Source organism: Aquihabitans sp. G128, assembly GCF_019048865.1.
Taxonomy (GTDB): Bacteria; Actinomycetota; Acidimicrobiia; order Acidimicrobiales; family Iamiaceae; genus Aquihabitans.
On sequence record NZ_CP077604.1, the window covers coordinates 945,989 to 962,081 of the forward strand.

18 protein-coding genes are annotated in these 16,093 nt (G+C 72.7%); 3 read left to right on the forward strand and 15 right to left on the reverse strand.

Going from position 1 to position 16,093, the window contains the following annotated elements; translation table 11 throughout:
- Positions 1 to 5: 5 nt before the first annotated feature.
- The 7 genes from KSP35_RS04445 to KSP35_RS04475 all read right to left on the reverse strand — a co-directional run bounded on the left by KSP35_RS04445 (position 6) and on the right by KSP35_RS04475 (position 6,941).
- Positions 6 to 1,199: a ribonuclease D gene (locus KSP35_RS04445; RefSeq protein WP_216999281.1), complete on the reverse strand. Its 1,194-nt coding sequence runs from the start codon at positions 1,197 to 1,199 to the stop codon at positions 6 to 8.
- Positions 1,196 to 1,528 (reverse strand): rhodanese-like domain-containing protein, encoded by a 333-nt coding sequence (locus tag KSP35_RS04450; RefSeq protein WP_216999283.1) that lies wholly within the window; start codon positions 1,526 to 1,528, stop codon positions 1,196 to 1,198. The genes KSP35_RS04445 and KSP35_RS04450 overlap by 4 nt, the downstream gene beginning before the upstream one ends.
- Positions 1,529 to 1,791: 263 nt before the next feature.
- Complete coding sequence (locus KSP35_RS04455; RefSeq protein ID WP_216999285.1) at positions 1,792 to 2,418, reverse strand: molybdenum cofactor guanylyltransferase; 627 nt, start codon at positions 2,416 to 2,418, stop codon at positions 1,792 to 1,794.
- A gap of 16 nt (positions 2,419 to 2,434) precedes the next feature.
- Positions 2,435 to 3,679 (reverse strand): aminotransferase class V-fold PLP-dependent enzyme, encoded by a 1,245-nt coding sequence (locus KSP35_RS04460; RefSeq protein ID WP_216999287.1) that lies wholly within the window; start codon positions 3,677 to 3,679, stop codon positions 2,435 to 2,437.
- A 62-nt stretch (positions 3,680 to 3,741) separates the two neighbouring features.
- Positions 3,742 to 4,305, reverse strand: a complete 564-nt coding sequence (locus KSP35_RS04465; protein WP_216999289.1) for a flavin reductase family protein — start codon at positions 4,303 to 4,305, stop codon at positions 3,742 to 3,744.
- 232 nt (positions 4,306 to 4,537) lie between these two features.
- On the reverse strand, positions 4,538 to 5,911 hold the full coding sequence (locus KSP35_RS04470; protein WP_216999291.1) for a glutamine synthetase family protein: 1,374 nt from the start codon (positions 5,909 to 5,911) through the stop codon (positions 4,538 to 4,540).
- A 259-nt stretch (positions 5,912 to 6,170) separates the two neighbouring features.
- On the reverse strand, positions 6,171 to 6,941 hold the full coding sequence (locus KSP35_RS04475) for a glucose 1-dehydrogenase (RefSeq protein ID WP_216999293.1): 771 nt from the start codon (positions 6,939 to 6,941) through the stop codon (positions 6,171 to 6,173).
- A gap of 132 nt (positions 6,942 to 7,073) precedes the next feature.
- Between KSP35_RS04475 and KSP35_RS04480 the strand changes: the two genes are divergently transcribed.
- Both KSP35_RS04480 and KSP35_RS04485 read left to right on the forward strand, forming a co-directional pair.
- Positions 7,074 to 8,507: an aldehyde dehydrogenase gene (locus tag KSP35_RS04480; RefSeq protein WP_216999295.1), complete on the forward strand. Its 1,434-nt coding sequence runs from the start codon at positions 7,074 to 7,076 to the stop codon at positions 8,505 to 8,507.
- Between the two features lie 44 nt (positions 8,508 to 8,551).
- A complete protein-coding gene (locus tag KSP35_RS04485; protein WP_216999297.1) occupies positions 8,552 to 9,325 on the forward strand; it encodes an SDR family NAD(P)-dependent oxidoreductase in 774 nt (257 codons plus the stop codon).
- A gap of 60 nt (positions 9,326 to 9,385) precedes the next feature.
- On the opposite strand, the gene KSP35_RS04490 is transcribed toward KSP35_RS04485, so the two are convergent.
- From KSP35_RS04490 to KSP35_RS04525, 8 genes are all read right to left on the reverse strand, one after another.
- On the reverse strand, positions 9,386 to 9,826 hold the full coding sequence (locus tag KSP35_RS04490; RefSeq protein WP_216999299.1) for a DUF3151 family protein: 441 nt from the start codon (positions 9,824 to 9,826) through the stop codon (positions 9,386 to 9,388).
- A 98-nt stretch (positions 9,827 to 9,924) separates the two neighbouring features.
- Complete coding sequence (locus tag KSP35_RS04495) at positions 9,925 to 10,113, reverse strand: Flp family type IVb pilin (protein ID WP_216999301.1); 189 nt, start codon at positions 10,111 to 10,113, stop codon at positions 9,925 to 9,927.
- Positions 10,114 to 10,332: 219 nt separating this feature from the next.
- Positions 10,333 to 10,524, reverse strand: coding sequence for a Flp family type IVb pilin (locus tag KSP35_RS04500; protein WP_216999303.1), 192 nt, complete (start codon positions 10,522 to 10,524; stop codon positions 10,333 to 10,335).
- A gap of 669 nt (positions 10,525 to 11,193) precedes the next feature.
- On the reverse strand, positions 11,194 to 11,385 hold the full coding sequence (locus KSP35_RS04505) for a Flp family type IVb pilin (protein WP_216999303.1): 192 nt from the start codon (positions 11,383 to 11,385) through the stop codon (positions 11,194 to 11,196).
- 171 nt (positions 11,386 to 11,556) lie between these two features.
- Positions 11,557 to 12,333: an alpha/beta fold hydrolase gene (locus KSP35_RS04510; RefSeq protein WP_216999305.1), complete on the reverse strand. Its 777-nt coding sequence runs from the start codon at positions 12,331 to 12,333 to the stop codon at positions 11,557 to 11,559.
- A 4-nt stretch (positions 12,334 to 12,337) separates the two neighbouring features.
- Positions 12,338 to 12,946: a histidine phosphatase family protein gene (locus tag KSP35_RS04515; protein WP_216999307.1), complete on the reverse strand. Its 609-nt coding sequence runs from the start codon at positions 12,944 to 12,946 to the stop codon at positions 12,338 to 12,340.
- A gap of 30 nt (positions 12,947 to 12,976) precedes the next feature.
- Positions 12,977 to 13,774 (reverse strand): transglutaminase-like domain-containing protein, encoded by a 798-nt coding sequence (locus tag KSP35_RS04520; RefSeq protein ID WP_216999309.1) that lies wholly within the window; start codon positions 13,772 to 13,774, stop codon positions 12,977 to 12,979.
- Between the two features lie 7 nt (positions 13,775 to 13,781).
- Entirely contained in the window at positions 13,782 to 15,203 is a 1,422-nt protein-coding gene (locus KSP35_RS04525) for an aldehyde dehydrogenase family protein (protein ID WP_216999311.1), read from the reverse strand.
- Positions 15,204 to 15,275: 72 nt separating this feature from the next.
- On the opposite strand from KSP35_RS04525, the gene KSP35_RS04530 reads away from it, so the two are divergent.
- Entirely contained in the window at positions 15,276 to 16,040 is a 765-nt protein-coding gene (locus KSP35_RS04530; RefSeq protein ID WP_254126986.1) for a glycerophosphodiester phosphodiesterase, read from the forward strand.
- Positions 16,041 to 16,093: the final 53 nt, after the last annotated feature.

Genomic DNA, 16,093 nt, shown 5'->3' on the forward strand with positions numbered 1-16,093 from the left:
TCGGGTCAGTCGGAGGGCTTGGCGCGGTCCTCGAGGAGGAGGTTGCCCTTGCCGTCGAAGGCGAGGGCGGCTTCGCCCTCGACGAGGCGGCGGATGCGCTCGCCCACCAGCTCGGCCCGCCAGCCCTTGGTGAGGCGGGCGCCGGGGGCGCCGGCGAGGAGCGCCTCGATGTCGTTGCGGGTGGCGACCATGGAGGTCTCGATCTCCAGGTCGCGCGACAGCTGGCTGACCCAGGCCGCCACCAGGGCGACGGCGGGGCGCAGCTTGCGGTCGAGCTCGTGGGACGGGCCGGACGCCTTCGGCGGCTCCTGCTCGCGGCCCTCGGCCACCGCCGCCAGCACGGCCTCGCCGATCTTGCCCTTGGCGTGGCGCTCGTCGACGCCACGGATGCGACCGAGGTCCGCTGCGGTCTTCGGGCGACGCTGGGCGATGCCGACGATGGCGAGGTCCGACAGCACGAAGCGCACCGGCTGGTCGAGCTCGGCGGCCCGACGCTCGCGCCAGGCGGCGAGGGCCTGGGCCACCGCGGCGGTCTCGCCCCGGAGCGATCGGGCTTCCTTGATGCGCAGCCAGGCGTCCTCGGGGTCTCGGATGACCTGGCCCTTCTGCCGGAGGGCCTCGCACTCGTCGAGCGCCCACTGCAGGCGGCCCCGCTCCTCGAGCTCGGCGGTGAGCTTGGCCTGGAGGCCCAGGAGGAACTCGACGTCTGACGCCGCGTAGGTGCGCTGGTCCTCGTTCAGGGGGCGCCGCAGCCAGTCGGTGAGGCGGTCGCCCTTGGGGAGGTGCACGCCGTAGAAGCGGTCGACCAGCGCCGAGAGGGCCGGCAGCGAGTGGCCGACGAAGCTGGCGGCCAGCTGGGTGTCGAACAGGTCCCGGGGCAGCACCCCGCAGGCTCGGTGCAGGACCTCGAGGTCCTGGCTGGCGGCGTGCATGACGACGGTGGCCGGGCTGGTGAGGGCGGCGGCGAACGGCTCGAGCGAGATGGCGAGCGGGTCGACCAGCGCCCGCTCGTCGTTCCACGACAGCTGCACCAGGGCGAGCTGCGGGTAGTAGGTCTTCTCCCGGTGGAACTCGGTGTCGACGCCGAACGCCGGTTGCTCCACCAGCTCGGCGACGATCTCGGCCAGGCCGGCGTCGGTGTCGACCCAGCGGGCCTCGGGCAGCTCGGCCTGCGGGCGGTCGTCGGTGCCCCGGCTCACGCTCCGGCGCCGGCTTCCTCGCCCGTGACGACCGGATGGCCTTCGTCGATCCACGCCATGGTCCCGCCGGCGACGTTCACCGCGTCGACGCCCTGGGCCCGGAGGATCTCGGCCGCCTTCCGGCTCCGGCCGCCGAGCTTGCAGATGATGAGCACCTCTCCGGAGGTCGGGAACTCGCCGACCCGGTCGGCGACGGTGCCCAGCGGGACGAGCGGCGCACCGGGCACGTGGCCCTCGACGTACTCGTCGGGCTCACGCACGTCGAACACCGGGGTGCCCTCGGCGTGGCGACGGGCGGCTTCGGCGATGTCGATCTCGGGGACGTCCACGGTCTGCTCCGGGTGCGGTCGGCTGTCTGCTTGCCGGCCCAGTGTACGGGACCGGTCGTCCCGGAACCGCCCGAACCGGCCGCGACCAGGCAGGGCCAGGCGGCATCGGCCCTGGTCAGCGGCATCGTCCGCCCCGTTCAGCGCCTCCGGGGTTTCGGAGCGGCCGTGCGTCACCGGGGCGCGACCTGCGCTTCAGGACGCCGACGGTGGGGTCTGCTGGAGCTCCGGAGCGCTGCTGCGCCGTCGACGGGGCGACGTGGGCCTCAGGACCTGGGGTCGAGGTCCTCGGGGCGGTCGACGTCCGCCACCACGGCGGCGGCGAGCAGCACCGCCACCGTGGGCACGTCGTCCGTGGCGGCGTCGGCGCGCCGGGCCCCGCCGTCGACCAGCGCCGCCAGCCGTGGGCCCTCGGCGGCGCGCCAGGCGGCGGGGAACGGGTTGCGGCGACCGTCGTCAGGGACGGCCGACAGGGCGGCGACCGCCTCCGGGGCGGCATCCAGGGCCGCCGCCAGCGACTGCAGCGACGGGCCGTCGAGCCACGGCTGGTCGCACGCGGCGACGAGGACCACCAGGTCAGGGGCATCGTCGTGCCCGCCGTCGTGCTCGCAGGCGGCGAGCAGGGCGGTGGCCAGGCCACCGAGCGGGCCCTGGCCGGGCCAGCGGTCCGGCACCTGGTCGAGACCGAGGATGGCCGACCAGGACGGGTCGCCGCCCACCAGCACCACGTGGTGGGCGCCGGCGGCGCGCAGGGCGGCCGCCACCCGCGCCGCCATGGGCACGCCCTCGACCTCGACCAGGGCCTTGTCGGCTCCCATCCGTCGGCTGGCGCCGCCGCACAGGACCGCACCCACCAGGCGGCGTGGCGGGTCGGAGCCTGCTGCGTCGGTCACGCTCGCTGCCCGAGGGTCAGCTGACCCCTCCGTAGGTGGCCTCGACGCCCCGGCTCTCGCCGTGGTTGGCCACCGCGAAGGCCAGGTCCTCCAGGAACTGGTCGACGATGTGGGCGTGGTACGGCGAGACCATGAGGTGCAGGCCGCCCTGCTGGCGATCGAGGTTCCACCCCTTGTCGTCCATGACGTCGGCGACGGCGCCGATGTCGATGTCGAGGGTGTCGGAGCCGAACTCGAACAGGGACAGGTCGGGCTGGTGGGTGATGCGCAAGCCGTCGATGGCGGCGATCCCGGCCTGGAAGCGGTTGCTGGTGGCTCGCACGATCTCGGCGAGGCGCAGGTAGCCGTCGACGCCGAGGTGGTTGATGGCCGCCCAGGCGCCGGCGATGGGCGCCGCCGAGCGGGTGCCGGCTGCGGTGCCCGAGGCGTAGAGGCCGCCGGGCCACTCGTCGTACCAGAAGAACTGGTGCTGGAGCAGGTCCCGGCTCTTGTACAGGACCACCGACGCGCCCTTGAACGTGTAGCCGTACTTGTGCACGTCGGCGCTGATGGAGGTGACGCCGGGGCAGCGGAAGTCCCAGAGGGGCACGTCCTCGCCGAGGCGCTCCCACCAGGGCAGCAGCCAGCCGCCCAGGCAGGCGTCGGTGTGGAAGAGGATGCCCCGATCGAGGGCGAGGCCGGCCAGGGTCTCGATCGGGTCGATGACGCCGTAGGGGTAGCACGGTGCCGAGCCGACGATCAGGCCGGTGCGCTCGGTGATGGCGGCCGCGGTGGCCACCGGGTCGGCCCGCCCGTCGGGGCCGACGGGCACCAGGACCAGCTCCACGTCGAGGTACTTGCAGGCCTTGGCGAACGCCGGGTGGGCGGTGGCGGGCGCCAGGACCTGGGGCTCGGCGATGCCGCGGGTGGCCCGGCTGTGGTCCCGGGCGACCTGGACGGCGAGGAAGATGCTCTCGGTGCCGCCGCTGCTCATGGAGCCGGCGTTGGGCTCGGTGCCGAGCAGATCGGCCGCCATGGCGATGACGTCGAGCTCCATCTGCAGGACGCTCGGGTACTTGAACGGGTTGAGGGCGTTGTCGTGCAGGTAGCGGACGCCGACCTGCTCCAGCAGCTCCTCGTGCTCGTGGTCGTCGACGTTGTAGACGAGGCTGAACGCCCGGCCGCCCCGCCAGTCGATGTCCTCGGCGTGGCGGGCCTCGATGCCCGCCAGCAGCTCCTTGGCATCGCGTCCGTGTTCGGGGATCTTCGCTCCGTCAGCCATCCCGTGAACCTAGGCGGGCCGACCGCCTGCCGCGACCGCCCGCTCCGGGTGCGACCGGCGCTTCAGCCGCCGTAGTTCATGCGGGTGTCCTCCATGCGGAGGACCTCGGTGTCCTCGGGGCCCTGGAAGCCGACGTCGACCACCTCGCCGATGAAGAACGTGTGGCCGCCGAGGTCGACCGCCTGGCGGACCTCGCAGTCGACGAACGCCGGGGCCTGGTCGAGGATCGGCGCGCCGGTGGCGCCGTCGTGCACGGCGAAGCCGTTCAGGGTGGAGGCCGCCGCGTCCCACTCGCAGGGCTTGGTGAACTTCCGCACGATGGCGCGGTCGTCGCGGGCGATGGTGTTCAGGCTGAACACCTGGCCTTCGACGATGAGCTCGTGGGTGAGCGCCGGCTTCTCGACGCCGATGCCGATCAGCTTCGGGTCGAACGACACCTGGGTGACCCAGTTGGTGGTCATGAGGTTGCGCCGCTCCCCCGCCCGGCTCCCCACGGCGTAGAGCCCGTACGGCATCGTCCACAGCACCCGCCGCCGCAGCTTGTCGTACTCGACCCGCTCCTCGTCCCCCTCGCCCACCCGCTCCGGGTACGGCCCGATCGGTCCACTGCCACCAGCTGCTGCCATGCCGCCGACCCTACCGAGGGGCCGACCAGACGCCCTCGGGGCCGAGGAGTGCCCTTGACCTTCGAGCGAAGCGAGCCCGGGGGGTGTCGGGGGGCGGAGCTTGCGGAGCCCCCTGACGACCTGGACCCAGCGGCGCAGCCGGTGGGTCCAGCGAGAGCGCCGGCCGTCAGGCCGTCCTGCAGGAAGCTCGGGGGAACGAGTGAGCGCAGCGAACGAGTGAGCCCGAAGGCCCCTACAACTGCTCGAAGTTGCGGCGGAGCTCCCAATCGGTGACGGCGCGGTTGAAGGCGAGCCACTCCTGCTGGGCGTGGTTGAGGAGGTGGTGGTGCACCTCGGGGCCGAACGCCTCGAGGGCGACCTCGGAGGTGCGGAAGAGCTCGATGGCCTCGACGAGGGTGGAGGGGATGCGCTCCACGTCGGTGTCGGTGTAGGCGTTGCCGACGAACGGGTCGCCCGGCTCCAGCTGGTGCTCGATGCCGTACAGGCCGGCGGCGATGACGCCGGCGAAGGCGAGGTAGCTGTTCACGTCGGCACCAGGGATGCGGCTCTCCACGCGGTAGCCCTGGCCGTGGCCCACGAGGCGCAGGCCGCAGGTGCGGTTGTCGGACCCCCAGGCGATGGCCGTCGGCGCCCACGAGTCGGGCTGGAAGCGCTTGTAGGAGTTGACCGTCGGCGCGAAGAGCAGCGTGAGCTCGCGCGAGCAGTGCACCAGGCCGCCGAGCCAGTGGCGGAAGGTGTCGCTCATGTTGTGGGCGCCCTTGGCGTCCCACATCAGCGACTTCCTGCCGCGCTTGTCCCACAGGCTGGAGTGCACGTGGCACGACGAGCCCACCTCGTCCATGGCGTACTTGGCCATGAAGGTGAGCGACCGGCCGTGCTTGTCGGCGATCTCCTTCGCCCCGTTCTTGTAGATGGTGTTGCGGTCGGCCATCTCGGTGGCATCGGCGTAGACGAGGTTGATCTCGTGCTGGCCCTTGCCGGCCTCGCCCTTGGAGAACTCCACCGGGATGCCGGCGGCCTGGAGCCCGTTGCGGATCTCCCGGATGAGGTACTCGTCTCGGGTGGTCTGGAGGATGTGGTAGTCCTCGACCACGTCGGAGTGCGGGGTGAGGCCGTGGTAGCGCTTCTCGGCGGCCTCGGCGTAGGAGTCCTTGAACAGGAAGAACTCCAGCTCGGCGCCGATCTTCACGGTGAAGCCGAGGTCGGCCGCCCGCTCCTCCTGGCGCTTGAGGATGCGCCGGGGCGACACCTCGATGGGGCCCTTGCCGCCCTCTTCCACCAGGTCGCACAGCACCAGCGCGGTGCGGTCGATCCACGGGACGATGCGCAGCGTGGACAGGTCCGGGACGGCGGAGAAGTCGCCGTAGCCCTGGTCCCAGTTGAAGGTCTTGAACCCGGGCAGCGGGTTCATCTCGACGTCGACGGCGAGCAGGTAGTTGCACGCCTCCACCGAGCCCTCGGCCACGACGTCGAGGAAGTACTGGCCCATGACCCGCTTGCCGACGAGGCGGCCCTGCAGGTCCGGGAACGCCACCAGCACGGTGTCGACCGACCCGTCGCGGATCATCGACCTCAGCTCGTCCAGCTCCAGCGTCACGCGGTCCATGGCTCCCCAACTCTCATCCGGCGGCGGGCGAAGGTTACGGCACCCGTCCAACCCCACCGCGCGCTCACAGCCAGAGGCGCGGTGGGGTTCGAGGGAAGCGAGCCCGGGGGGGTGTCGGGGGGCGGAGCTTGCGGAGCCCCCTGACGACCTGGGACCGGCGGCGAAGCCGGTGGGCCCAGCGAAGGCGCCGGCCGTCAGGCCGTCATGAAGGAAGCTCGATGAAGGGAGCGAGCGCAGCGAGCTCCCTGAAGAGAAGACCTCACTCGGGCGTGGTGTAGGCGGCGGTGATGCCACCGTCGATCAACAAGCTCTGGCCGGTCATGAAGCTGGCCTCGTCGCTGGCCAGGAAGAGGGCGCCGTTGACCATCTCCTCCGAGGTGCCGAAGCGGCCCATGGGGATGTGCACGAGGCGGCGGTTGCGCTTCTCGTCGTCGCTCAGGTACTTGGCCAGCAGCGGGGTCAGCACCGGTCCGGGGCACAGGGCGTTGGCCCGGATGCCCTGGCGGGCGTAGATGACGGCGATCTCGCGGGTCATCGACAGCACGGCGCCCTTGGAGGTGGTGTAGGCGAGCTGCGGCGTGGCGGCACCGAGGTGGGCGACGAACGAGGCCACGTTGATGATCGACCCGCCGCCGCTCTCGAGCATGGCGGGGATGCCGGCCTTGCAGCACAGCCACAGGCCCTTGACGTTGACGTCCATCGTGAGCTCCCACGTGGACTCGGGGGTGGTGACGGCGTCGTCGTCGTCGCCCAGGCTGACCCCGGCGTTGTTGTAGAGGATGCTCAGGCCGCCGAAGGACTCGACCGTGCGGGCCACGGCCGCTTCGACCTGGGCGAAGTCGCGCACGTCAGCGGCGATGGCGATGGCCTCGCCCCCTGCGGCGGCGATGGCCTCGACGACCTCGGGCCGCTCCTCGACGTCGACCACCGCGACCTTGGCGCCCTCGGCGGCGAACCGCTCGGCGGCGACGCGGCCCATGCCGCCTCCCGCTCCCGTGATCAGCGCGACCTTGCCAGCCAGACGGCCCATCGGTGTCTCCCCGTTTCCTCGACCCGGCCCCCGATCGGGGCCAGTGGTGGTCGCCCGTATGATGCCCGTTCCGACCGGTCACCCCGGTCACCCGTCCCGGGAGCGCCCCGGGACCTCCCGGGGAGGGACCAGATGGCTGAGCAGTTGATCATCGCCGGCAAGCGCCAGGACGCCGCCGAGGGGGCCACGTTCAGCGTGACCGAGCCGGCCACCGGCAAGCCGCTGGCCGACGTGGCCAAGGCCAGCGCGGTCGACGTCGACCTCGCCCTCGCCGCCGCCCACGCCGCGTTCGCCGACGGGCGGGGCACCTGGGCCCGCACCAACGCCACCCAGCGCGGCCGCGTCCTGCACCGCGTGGCCGAGCTGCTCCGCGAGCGCGAGGACCTCTTCGCCACCACCGAAGCCCGAGGCGCCGGCCACCCCATGGGCGACGCACGCTGGGAGGTCGGCGCGGCCGCCGGCACCTTCGAGTACTACGCCGGTGCCGCCAACAAGCACTTCGGCCAGGTGGTCCCGGTCCAGGACGCCGGCCTCGACGTCGTGCTGCGCGAGCCGGTCGGCCCGGTGGCGCTGATCGTGCCGTGGAACTTCCCGCTCCTCATCGCCTGCTGGAAGCTGGCTCCGGCCCTGGCCTGCGGCAACCCGGTCATCCTCAAGCCGGCCTCGCTCACGCCCCTGACCGCGCTCCTGCTGGGCGACCTCCTGGTCGACGCCGGGATCCCCGAGGACCAGGTGTACGTGCTGCCCGGCCCGGGCGGCGTCATCGGCGACGCCCTGGTGGCCGACCACCGCACCGCCAAGATCTCCTTCACCGGCGAGACCACCACCGGTGCGTCGATCCTCAAGTCCTCCGCCGACCACATCGCCCGGGTGTCGCTGGAGCTGGGCGGCAAGTCGGCCGCGGTGGTCTTCGCCGACGCCGACGTGGCCGCTGCGGCCGCCGACACCCCCATGGCCGTGTTCGGCAACGCCGGCCAGGACTGCTGCGCCCGCAGCCGGATCCTGGTGGAGCGCCCGGTCTACGACGAGTTCCTGGAGCACTTCACCGCCACCACGAAGGCCATCCGCCTCGGCGACCCGCTCGACGACGCCACCGAGATGGGCCCGATGATCTCCGCCGCCCAGCGCCAGACCTCGCTCGACTACCTGGGCATCGGCACCGGCGAGGGCGCCCGCGTGGTCACCGGCGGCGAGGTCCCCGACCGGGAGGGCTTCTACCTCACGCCCGCCGTGGTGGCCGACGTCGGCAACGACATGCGCATCGCCCGGGAGGAGATCTTCGGGCCCGTGGCCTCGGTCATCCCGTTCGATGGCGAGGAGGAGGCCATCCGCATCTCCAACGACAGCGACTACGGGCTCTCCGGCTCGCTGTGGACGGGGAACGCCACCCGGGCCATTCGCGTGGCCAAGTCGCTGCGCACCGGCACGCTGTCGGTCAACACCAACCGCTCGGTGCGCTTCGAGGCGCCCTTCGGCGGCTACAAGAAGTCCGGCCTCGGCCGGGAGCTCGGCATGGGCGCCATGGACGCCTACACCGAGGTCAAGAACGTCTTCTTCTCCGAGTAGGGCCCGACCCGGGGCCACCGTGGCGGCCGGTACGGTCGGCGGCCATGGTGACCCCGGTGCCCTTCGCCCTGCCCGCCGACCAGCTCGCCGGGCGCGTCGCGGTGGTCACGGGCGCCAGCCGGGGCCTGGGCGCGGGCCTGGCGGCGCGCTTCGCCGAGCACGGCATGGACCTCGCGCTGTGCGCCCGGACCGAGCCGACGCTGCCGGCCGGGGCGACCGGACTGACCGCCGCTGTCGACGTCACCGACGCTGCGGCGGTCGACGCGTTCGCCGACCGGGTGGTCGACGAGGTCGGTCCCGTCGCCCTCTGGGTCAACAACGCCGGCGTCCTCCAGCCGATCGGCCCCCACCGAGACCACGATCCGTCGGAGGTCGACCGGGCCCTGCTGGTCAACGTCGGCGGCGTGGCCAACGGCACCCGGGCCTTCACCCGGGTCGCCAGGGCCGATGCCACGGCTGGCAGCGGTCGGCCGGTGCTGGTGAACGTCACCTCCGGCGCCGCCACCTCGGTCTACGAGGGGTGGTCGATCTACGGAGCGTGCAAGGCGGCCGTCGACCACCTCACCCGCACCGTCGCGGCCGAGGAGCCGGCGCTGGCCTGCTGGGCGGTGGCGCCCGGCATCGTCGAGACCGGCATGCAGGCGCTCATCCGGTCCCAGGACGCGGCGAGCTTCCCGGCGGTGGAGCGGTTCCGCCAGATCCACGCCGACGGCTCGGCCAACGCACCGGCGTGGGTGGCCGACCACCTCGCCGGCCTGGTGGCCGGGACGTGGGCGCCCGACGACGTGGTGGCCCGGATCCCGAACGAGCACGGCTGACGACCGCTTGGATCGCGCCGCGCCGGAGCCCTGCCGGTCCGCCGGGCTCCCGAGCCTCGCTCAGTCGAGGTCGGCGGGCGGCCAGGTGGGATCGCACTGCTTGAGGAAGAACGCGCAGCGCTCCTCTTCGTCGACCTCGCCGATCCGACCGGCGACGGTGGACAGCCCGTGGAGGGCGCGCAGGAAGCCCCGGTTCTCCTCGTGGCGCCAGCGGACGTAGCCGCTGCCCCGCCACCCGTTGGCACGCAGCCGGTCGAGGCCACGGTGGTAGCCGACCCGGAAGGCGGCGTACTGCTCGATGTCGTCCCGACCGAGCTGGCCGAGGCGGGCCCAGCCGTCGAGGAACCGCGGGTGGGCGGCCACCACCGCCGCCACCGCAGCCCGTCGCTCGCCGGCCGGGCGGTCCAGCGCAGCCGCCAGGGCATCCCGGAGCTCGGCCGGCTCGGTGTCGAGCACGGTCTCGGGCGGACCGGTGGGCGTGAGGTGCACGGGGTTGCCCATCTCGACAGGGTACGGGGGCGACCGAGGCCCGGTGCCCGGACGCGTCGAGGGACCGGACCGTGCTCGGCCCGGTCCCTCGACGGCCGCTGCCGTGCGGGCTACTTGTTGATCGAGGAGCCGACCTTGGAGAACTTCGACGAGGCCGAGGTCCCGAGGAAGGTCACCGCGACGATGCAGACGACGGCGATCAGGGCCACGAGGAGGGCGTACTCCACGAGCGAGGCGCCACGCTCGTCGTCACCGAAGCGGGCCCGCAGGTACGAGGCGAGCAGGGTGTAGGTGGTCATGGTTCTGGGGTCTCCGTCAGGTGCGTCGAACGTCTTCTCCCTCTCCATCGGCGCCGGTACCGCTGCCCTGCATGGGTCGATCGGACCGTTTGCACCGATCCCACACAACGCCTCGCGTCGACGGGCTCGGCGGTCGGGAACGCGAAGAGGCCGGGCCCGAAGGCCCGGCCTCTGCGTTCGCTCGGATCGAGCGGCTTGCGTGCCCCAGGGGGCGGGGTGCTAGCCGTTGATCGAGGAGCCGACCTTGGAGAACTTCGACGAGGCCGAGGTGCCGAGGAAGGTCACGGCGACGATGCAGACGACGGCGATGAGGGCCACGAGGAGGGCGTACTCCACCAGCGAGGCGCCACGCTCGTCGTCACCGAAGCGGGCACGGAGGTAGGAGGCGAGCATGTTGTAGGTGTTCAGCATTGGGGTGATCTCCTGAGGGTGTTGGGTTGGCTTGGTCACCCCAGCCGGGGTGGGTACTTCCTGTCCCTACCTGGATCGGCACGGGCCGCCGAGCCCTAAATAGGTCGAACGACCCGTTTGCCGACGGGCTCTCGGCCCGCCCTCCGACGACGAGCCCGCCGGTGCCGGACTGCGACCAGAACCGGCCGTCGTCCTTCCGGTCGCCGACGGTGCTCCCGGCGAACGAGGACCGCGACCAAAGCGCCGACCGAGCACTTTGGTCGCAGCGATGGCGGCGAACGACCCCTGTCGCGACCAGAACCCGCCGTCGTCCTTCCGGTCGCCGACGGTGCTTTCGGCGAACGGGGAACGCGACCAAAGCGCCGACCGAGCGCTTTGGTCGCAGCCACGGCGGCGATCGACCCCTGTCGCGACCAGAACCCGCCGTCGTCCTTCTGGTCGCCGACGGTGCTCGCGCCGAACGGGGAACGCGACCAAAGCGCCGACCGAGCGCTTTGGTCGCAACCGGTGTCGGAGCGGAGGGCGCTCGGCAACCGGTGTCGGGGCGCTCGGCGCTCGGCGCCACCCAGCTGGGGCACGCGGTCGGGAACGCGAAGAGGCCGGGCCCGAAGGCCCGGCCTCTGCGTTCGCTCGGATCGAGCGGCTTGCGTGCCCCGGGGGGGCCAGGTGCTAGCCGTTGATCGAGGAGCCGACCTTGGAGAACTTCGACGAGGCCGAGGTGCCGAGGAAGGTCACGGCGACGATGCAGACGACGGCGATGAGGGCCACGAGGAGGGCGTACTCCACCAGCGAGGCGCCACGCTCGTCGTCACCGAAGCGGGCACGGAGGTAGGAGGCGAGCATGTTGTAGGTGTTCAGCATTGGGGTGATCTCCTGATCATGAGTGGCGTGGTCACCCCAGGGCCGGGGTGGGTACTTCCTGTCCCTGATTGGATCGGACGCAACCCGTCGGTCCTGAATAGGTCGAACGACCCGTTTGCCGAAGATCTCCTGCTCAGCGCCTCACCTCCGGCGCGACGCCCCCTCGTCGGCTCAGGGCCGAGCGAGGTCGCGGGCCAGCGCGACGAGGTCGGCGGTCCGGGCCGGCTGGCCCAGGTGCACGCCGTGGTCGGCCCCCTCGACCGACACGAAGGTGCCGGTCGGCACCGCGGCCGCCAGCTCCTCGCTCCCCCGTCGGTGCCACCAGCTCGATGCGGTGCCCGCCGCCGAGACGAGCGGGACGGGGAACGACGGGAGGTCGACGGGCGGTGCGTCGAGGTCGAGGCTGGCGAGGTCGGCACGCAGCGCACCGCCCTCGGCACGGCGGTCGGCGCGGGTGCGCGCCGGGAGGCGGTCCCAGATCCGGTCGCCGACCATGCGGCGCATGAACCGCTCGGCTTCGTCGGCGGGATCGCCGAGCCCCTGCTCCGGGTCGCGGTGGCGCGACGGCCACCAGGGAGCCCACGGCGTGGGCGCCTCGTAGGCGAGGACGGCGCGGATGGCGTCGGGGCGGCGCTCGGCGGCCACCAGGGCGATCACCCCGCCGACGCTGTGGCCGAACACCACCGTCGGCCGGTCCCCCACGATGGCCAGCAGGTCCGCGACGTGGCCGTCGAGGTCGGTGGGGCCGGCCTCGACGGAGCGCCCGTAGCCCCGGCGGTCGTAGCGGACCACCTCGATCCCGGGCAGGTGGCGCACCACGCGGCCGAACGACGACGCCCGGTCCATGCCGCCGTGCACCACGACCACCACCGGTCCGGCGTCGGGTGCCACGGGCTCCTGGCGCACGACGTGCACGCCCGCCGGCGCGCCGGGTGCTGCGGTGGCCACCGGCTCAGCCGGCGGTGGCGGGGACCACGAGGCGACCGAGGTGCGGCGTCTCGTTCAGGCTCACCAGCTGCCGGTGGGTGGCGCCGGAGATCACCCGGCTGACGCTGGTGTAGGCCGGCTCGAAGAACATGGTGCCCGGGAGGCTGATCACGCTCGACAGGTAGGCGTTGATGACGCCGCCGTGGCAGACGACCGCCACCCGCTCGCCGGGGTGGTCGGTGGCGATCTGGTCGATGGCCGCCACCACGCCGGCGCGAAACGCCTGGCGCTGCTCCTCGGCCTCCGGTGAGAGCCACTCTTCGACTGCGGCCTGCCACGCCACCGGGTCGGCCCGGAGCTCCTCGATGGGGATGTAGGTCGACAGGTGCGAGTCGAACTCCTTCAGGTCCGGCACCGTGGTGATGTCGACGCCGAGGGCAGCCGCCAGGGGCAGGGCCGTCTCCTGGGCCCGCCGCATGGGGCTGGCGTAGACGATGTCGGCGCCGTGCGGCGCCCACCAGTCGGCCAGCTGCCGGGCCTGCTCCAGGCCCTCCTCGGCGAGGCCGGGATCGGCGGGTGCGTCACCGCCGTCGATGCGGATGGGCAGGGCGTGTCGGATCAACCAGAGCTCCACGGGCCAGACCCTACGGGTCCGAGGCCGTGGTCAGTTGAGGTGGGCGCGGAGGCGGGTGGCCTCTTGGTCTGCGGCGGCGGCCGCTTCGCCGGTGCGGGTGTCGCGCTCGCGGCGCCAGAGGTCGGCGGCCTCCTCGAAGCGACCGACCGCGGCGAGGGCGGCGGCGAGGTCGGTGCGCTCGCGCTCGCCGACGCCCGGGATGGCGGCGCGCAGCTCGCGGACGCGGACGAGGCGGTGGATGTCGCCGTCGGCGTTGAAGACGCCCACGAGGTTGGCCAGGAGCCGGGCGACCACCGCGACGTCGGGGAGCGCCGCGAGGTAGCGGGGGTCGAACGGGGCGTGGCGGCCGTGGATGGTGGCGAAGCGAGCGCGGGCGCCGGCGACGTCGAGCCAGGCGCCGCCGTGGAAGCCGTCGACCCAGCGCTCGGGCGGGTCGCCGTCACCGATGAGGACGTGGCCGGGCATCCCGACCACCGAGGCCGACACGCCCAGGCGGCGGGCCACCTCGACGGCGACGATCGCCAGGGTGATCGGGATGCCCTTCCGGCGCTCCAGGACCGCAGGCAGGAGGGAGTTCGCCGGGTCGTAGTAGGCGGTGGTGTCGCCCTTGAAGCCCACCGTCGAGAACAGGTGGTGGGTCACCGCCGCGAGGTCGTCGCCCGGCACGTCGGCGGCGAGGGCGTCGAGCCGGGCCCGTCCGTCGGCCACCGGATCGGGGTGGCCGAGCACGGAGGCCACGACCAGGGCCACCTCGCCGAGCGGGAGCGGCGTGGCGCGGACGAGTTGCCCGAACCGGCCGATGTCGGCCGCCGGCTCCTCAGGGCTCACGCGCCGCTCACCGGTTGATGACCACGAGGCGCTCGTGGGTCATCTCCCGCACGGCGTAGTGGGGGCCTTCCTTGGTGTTGCCGCTGTCACGCACGCCGCCGTAGGGCATCTGGTCGGAGCGGAAGGTCGGGACCTCGTTGACCAGGACGCCGCCGAAGTCGAGCTCGTGGGCGGCGCGGAGCGCGCCGTCGAGCTCGGCGGTGAAGATGGCGGCCTGGAGCCCGTAGCGGGTGTCGTTGGCGAGGGCGAGGGCATCGTCGAGGTCGTCGAACGAGGCGATGCCGACGAGCGGGCCGAAGACCTCGTTGCGGCTCACCTCCATGTCCGCCGTGATGCCGGTGAGGATCGTGGGCGTCAGCAGCCGGTCGTGCTGGTCGCCGCCGGTGGCCACCGTGGCCCCCTCGCCCACCGCCTCGTCGATCCAGGCCTTCACCCGAGCCGTCTCGTCCGGGCTGATGAGCGCCGAGACGTCGGTGGCCTCGTCGAGCGGGTCGCCCACCACGAGCGCCTCGACCTTGGCCACCAGCGCCTCGGTGAAGCGGTCGACCAGGCTCGAGTGCACGTAGATCCGCTGGGTGGAGATGCACGACTGCCCGGCGTGGCTGAACCCGGCGACCGCGATCTTGGCCACCGCCGTCTCCCAGTCTCCCGACGCATCGATGATCACCGGGGCGTTGTTGCCGAGCTCGAGGCCCACCTTCTTCTTGGCGCCCTTGGCGGCGATGGCCCAGCCGACCGGCGGTGAGCCGGTGAAGGTGATGACGGCGACGTCCTCGTGCTCCACGAGGGGGTCGCCGACGGTCCCGCCGGAGCCGGTGACGATGTTGATCCATCCCGCGGGCAGGCCGCACTCGTCCATCAGGAGCTCGTGGAGGCGGATGGCCGAGATGGGCGTCTGGCTGGCGGGCTTGAGGACCACGGCGCAGCCGGCAGCGATGGCCGGGGCCAGCTTGTGCGCCACCAGGTTCAGCGGGAAGTTGAACGGCGAGATGGCGGCCACCACGCCGCGCGGCACCCGGAGCGTGAAGGCCAGCTTGCCGCTGCCGGGCTGGGCGCCGTCGATGGGCACGACGTCGCCGGTGAGCGTCCGGGCCTCGATGGCGGCGGACTGGAAGGTGAGCACCGCCCGCTCGGCCTCGGTGCGCGCCGTCTTGATCGGCTTGGCGGCCTCCTCGGCGATGATCGTGGCCAGCTCGTCGCGGTGGTCGGCCACGGACTGGGCCGCGGCATCCAGTACCTCGGCCCGCTTCCACGGCTCCAGCGGCTCGGCCATGGCGGCCTTGGCGGCGGCGACCGCGGCCTCCACGTGCTCGGGACCGCACTTCGGCACCCGTGCCACCTCGTGGCCGTCGTAGGGCGAGGTGACCACCATGGACTCCTCGGTGGTCACCGACTCGGCGCCGATGCGGACCGGGTGCTGTTCGGGCATGGGTGGCGCTCCTGGGTTGCGAGGGGGCCGCGACGGCCCGCCGACGACCAGTATCCCCGGTACCCTGCCGCCGTGCCGTCAAGTCCCTGGCCCTTCCTCGACCACCCGGGCCCGCTCCCGTTCGCGCACCGCGGCGGCGCCGGGGAGTGGCCGGAGAACACCATGCCCGCCTTCGAGGGCGCGGTGGCCCTCGGCTACCGGTACCTCGAGACCGATGCGCACGTCACCGCCGACGGCATCTGCCTGGCCTTCCACGACGACCGCTTGGACCGGGTCACCGACCAGGTCGGGATCATCGCCGAGCTCCCCTACCGGCTGGTCCGCGACGCCCGGGTCGACGGCCGTGAGCCGATCCCGCTGCTCGAGGACCTGGTGGCGGCGTTCCCCGAGGCCCGCATCAACATCGACACCAAGCACGACGCCTCCGTCGAGGCCGTCGCCAACGTGGTCCGGCGCACCGGGGCCATCGACCGCGTGTGCGTGGGATCGTTCTCCGAGTCCCGCCTCGACCGCATCCGCGGCGAGCTCGGCCCCCAGCTGTGCACGTCGCTCGGCCCGAAGAGCACGGCCAAGCTCCGGGGCAGCTCCTTCCACCTGCCCGGCGCCAACCACCTGCCGGGCGCCTGCGCCCAGGTGCCGCACAAGGTGAAGGGCGTGACCATCGTCGACGAGCGCTTCGTGGCCAGGTCCCACGACCTCGGCCTCCAGGTCCACGTCTGGACCATCGACGACCCCGACGAGATGCACGAGCTGCTCGACCTCGGCGTCGACGGGATCATGACCGACCACCCCGCCGTCCTGAAGGACGTCCTCGTGAGCCGCGGCGCCTGGTACTGACCGCGCCGAGGTGGGTCGGGATCCGGCTGCCGGGACGGCCGGGATCCAACCCG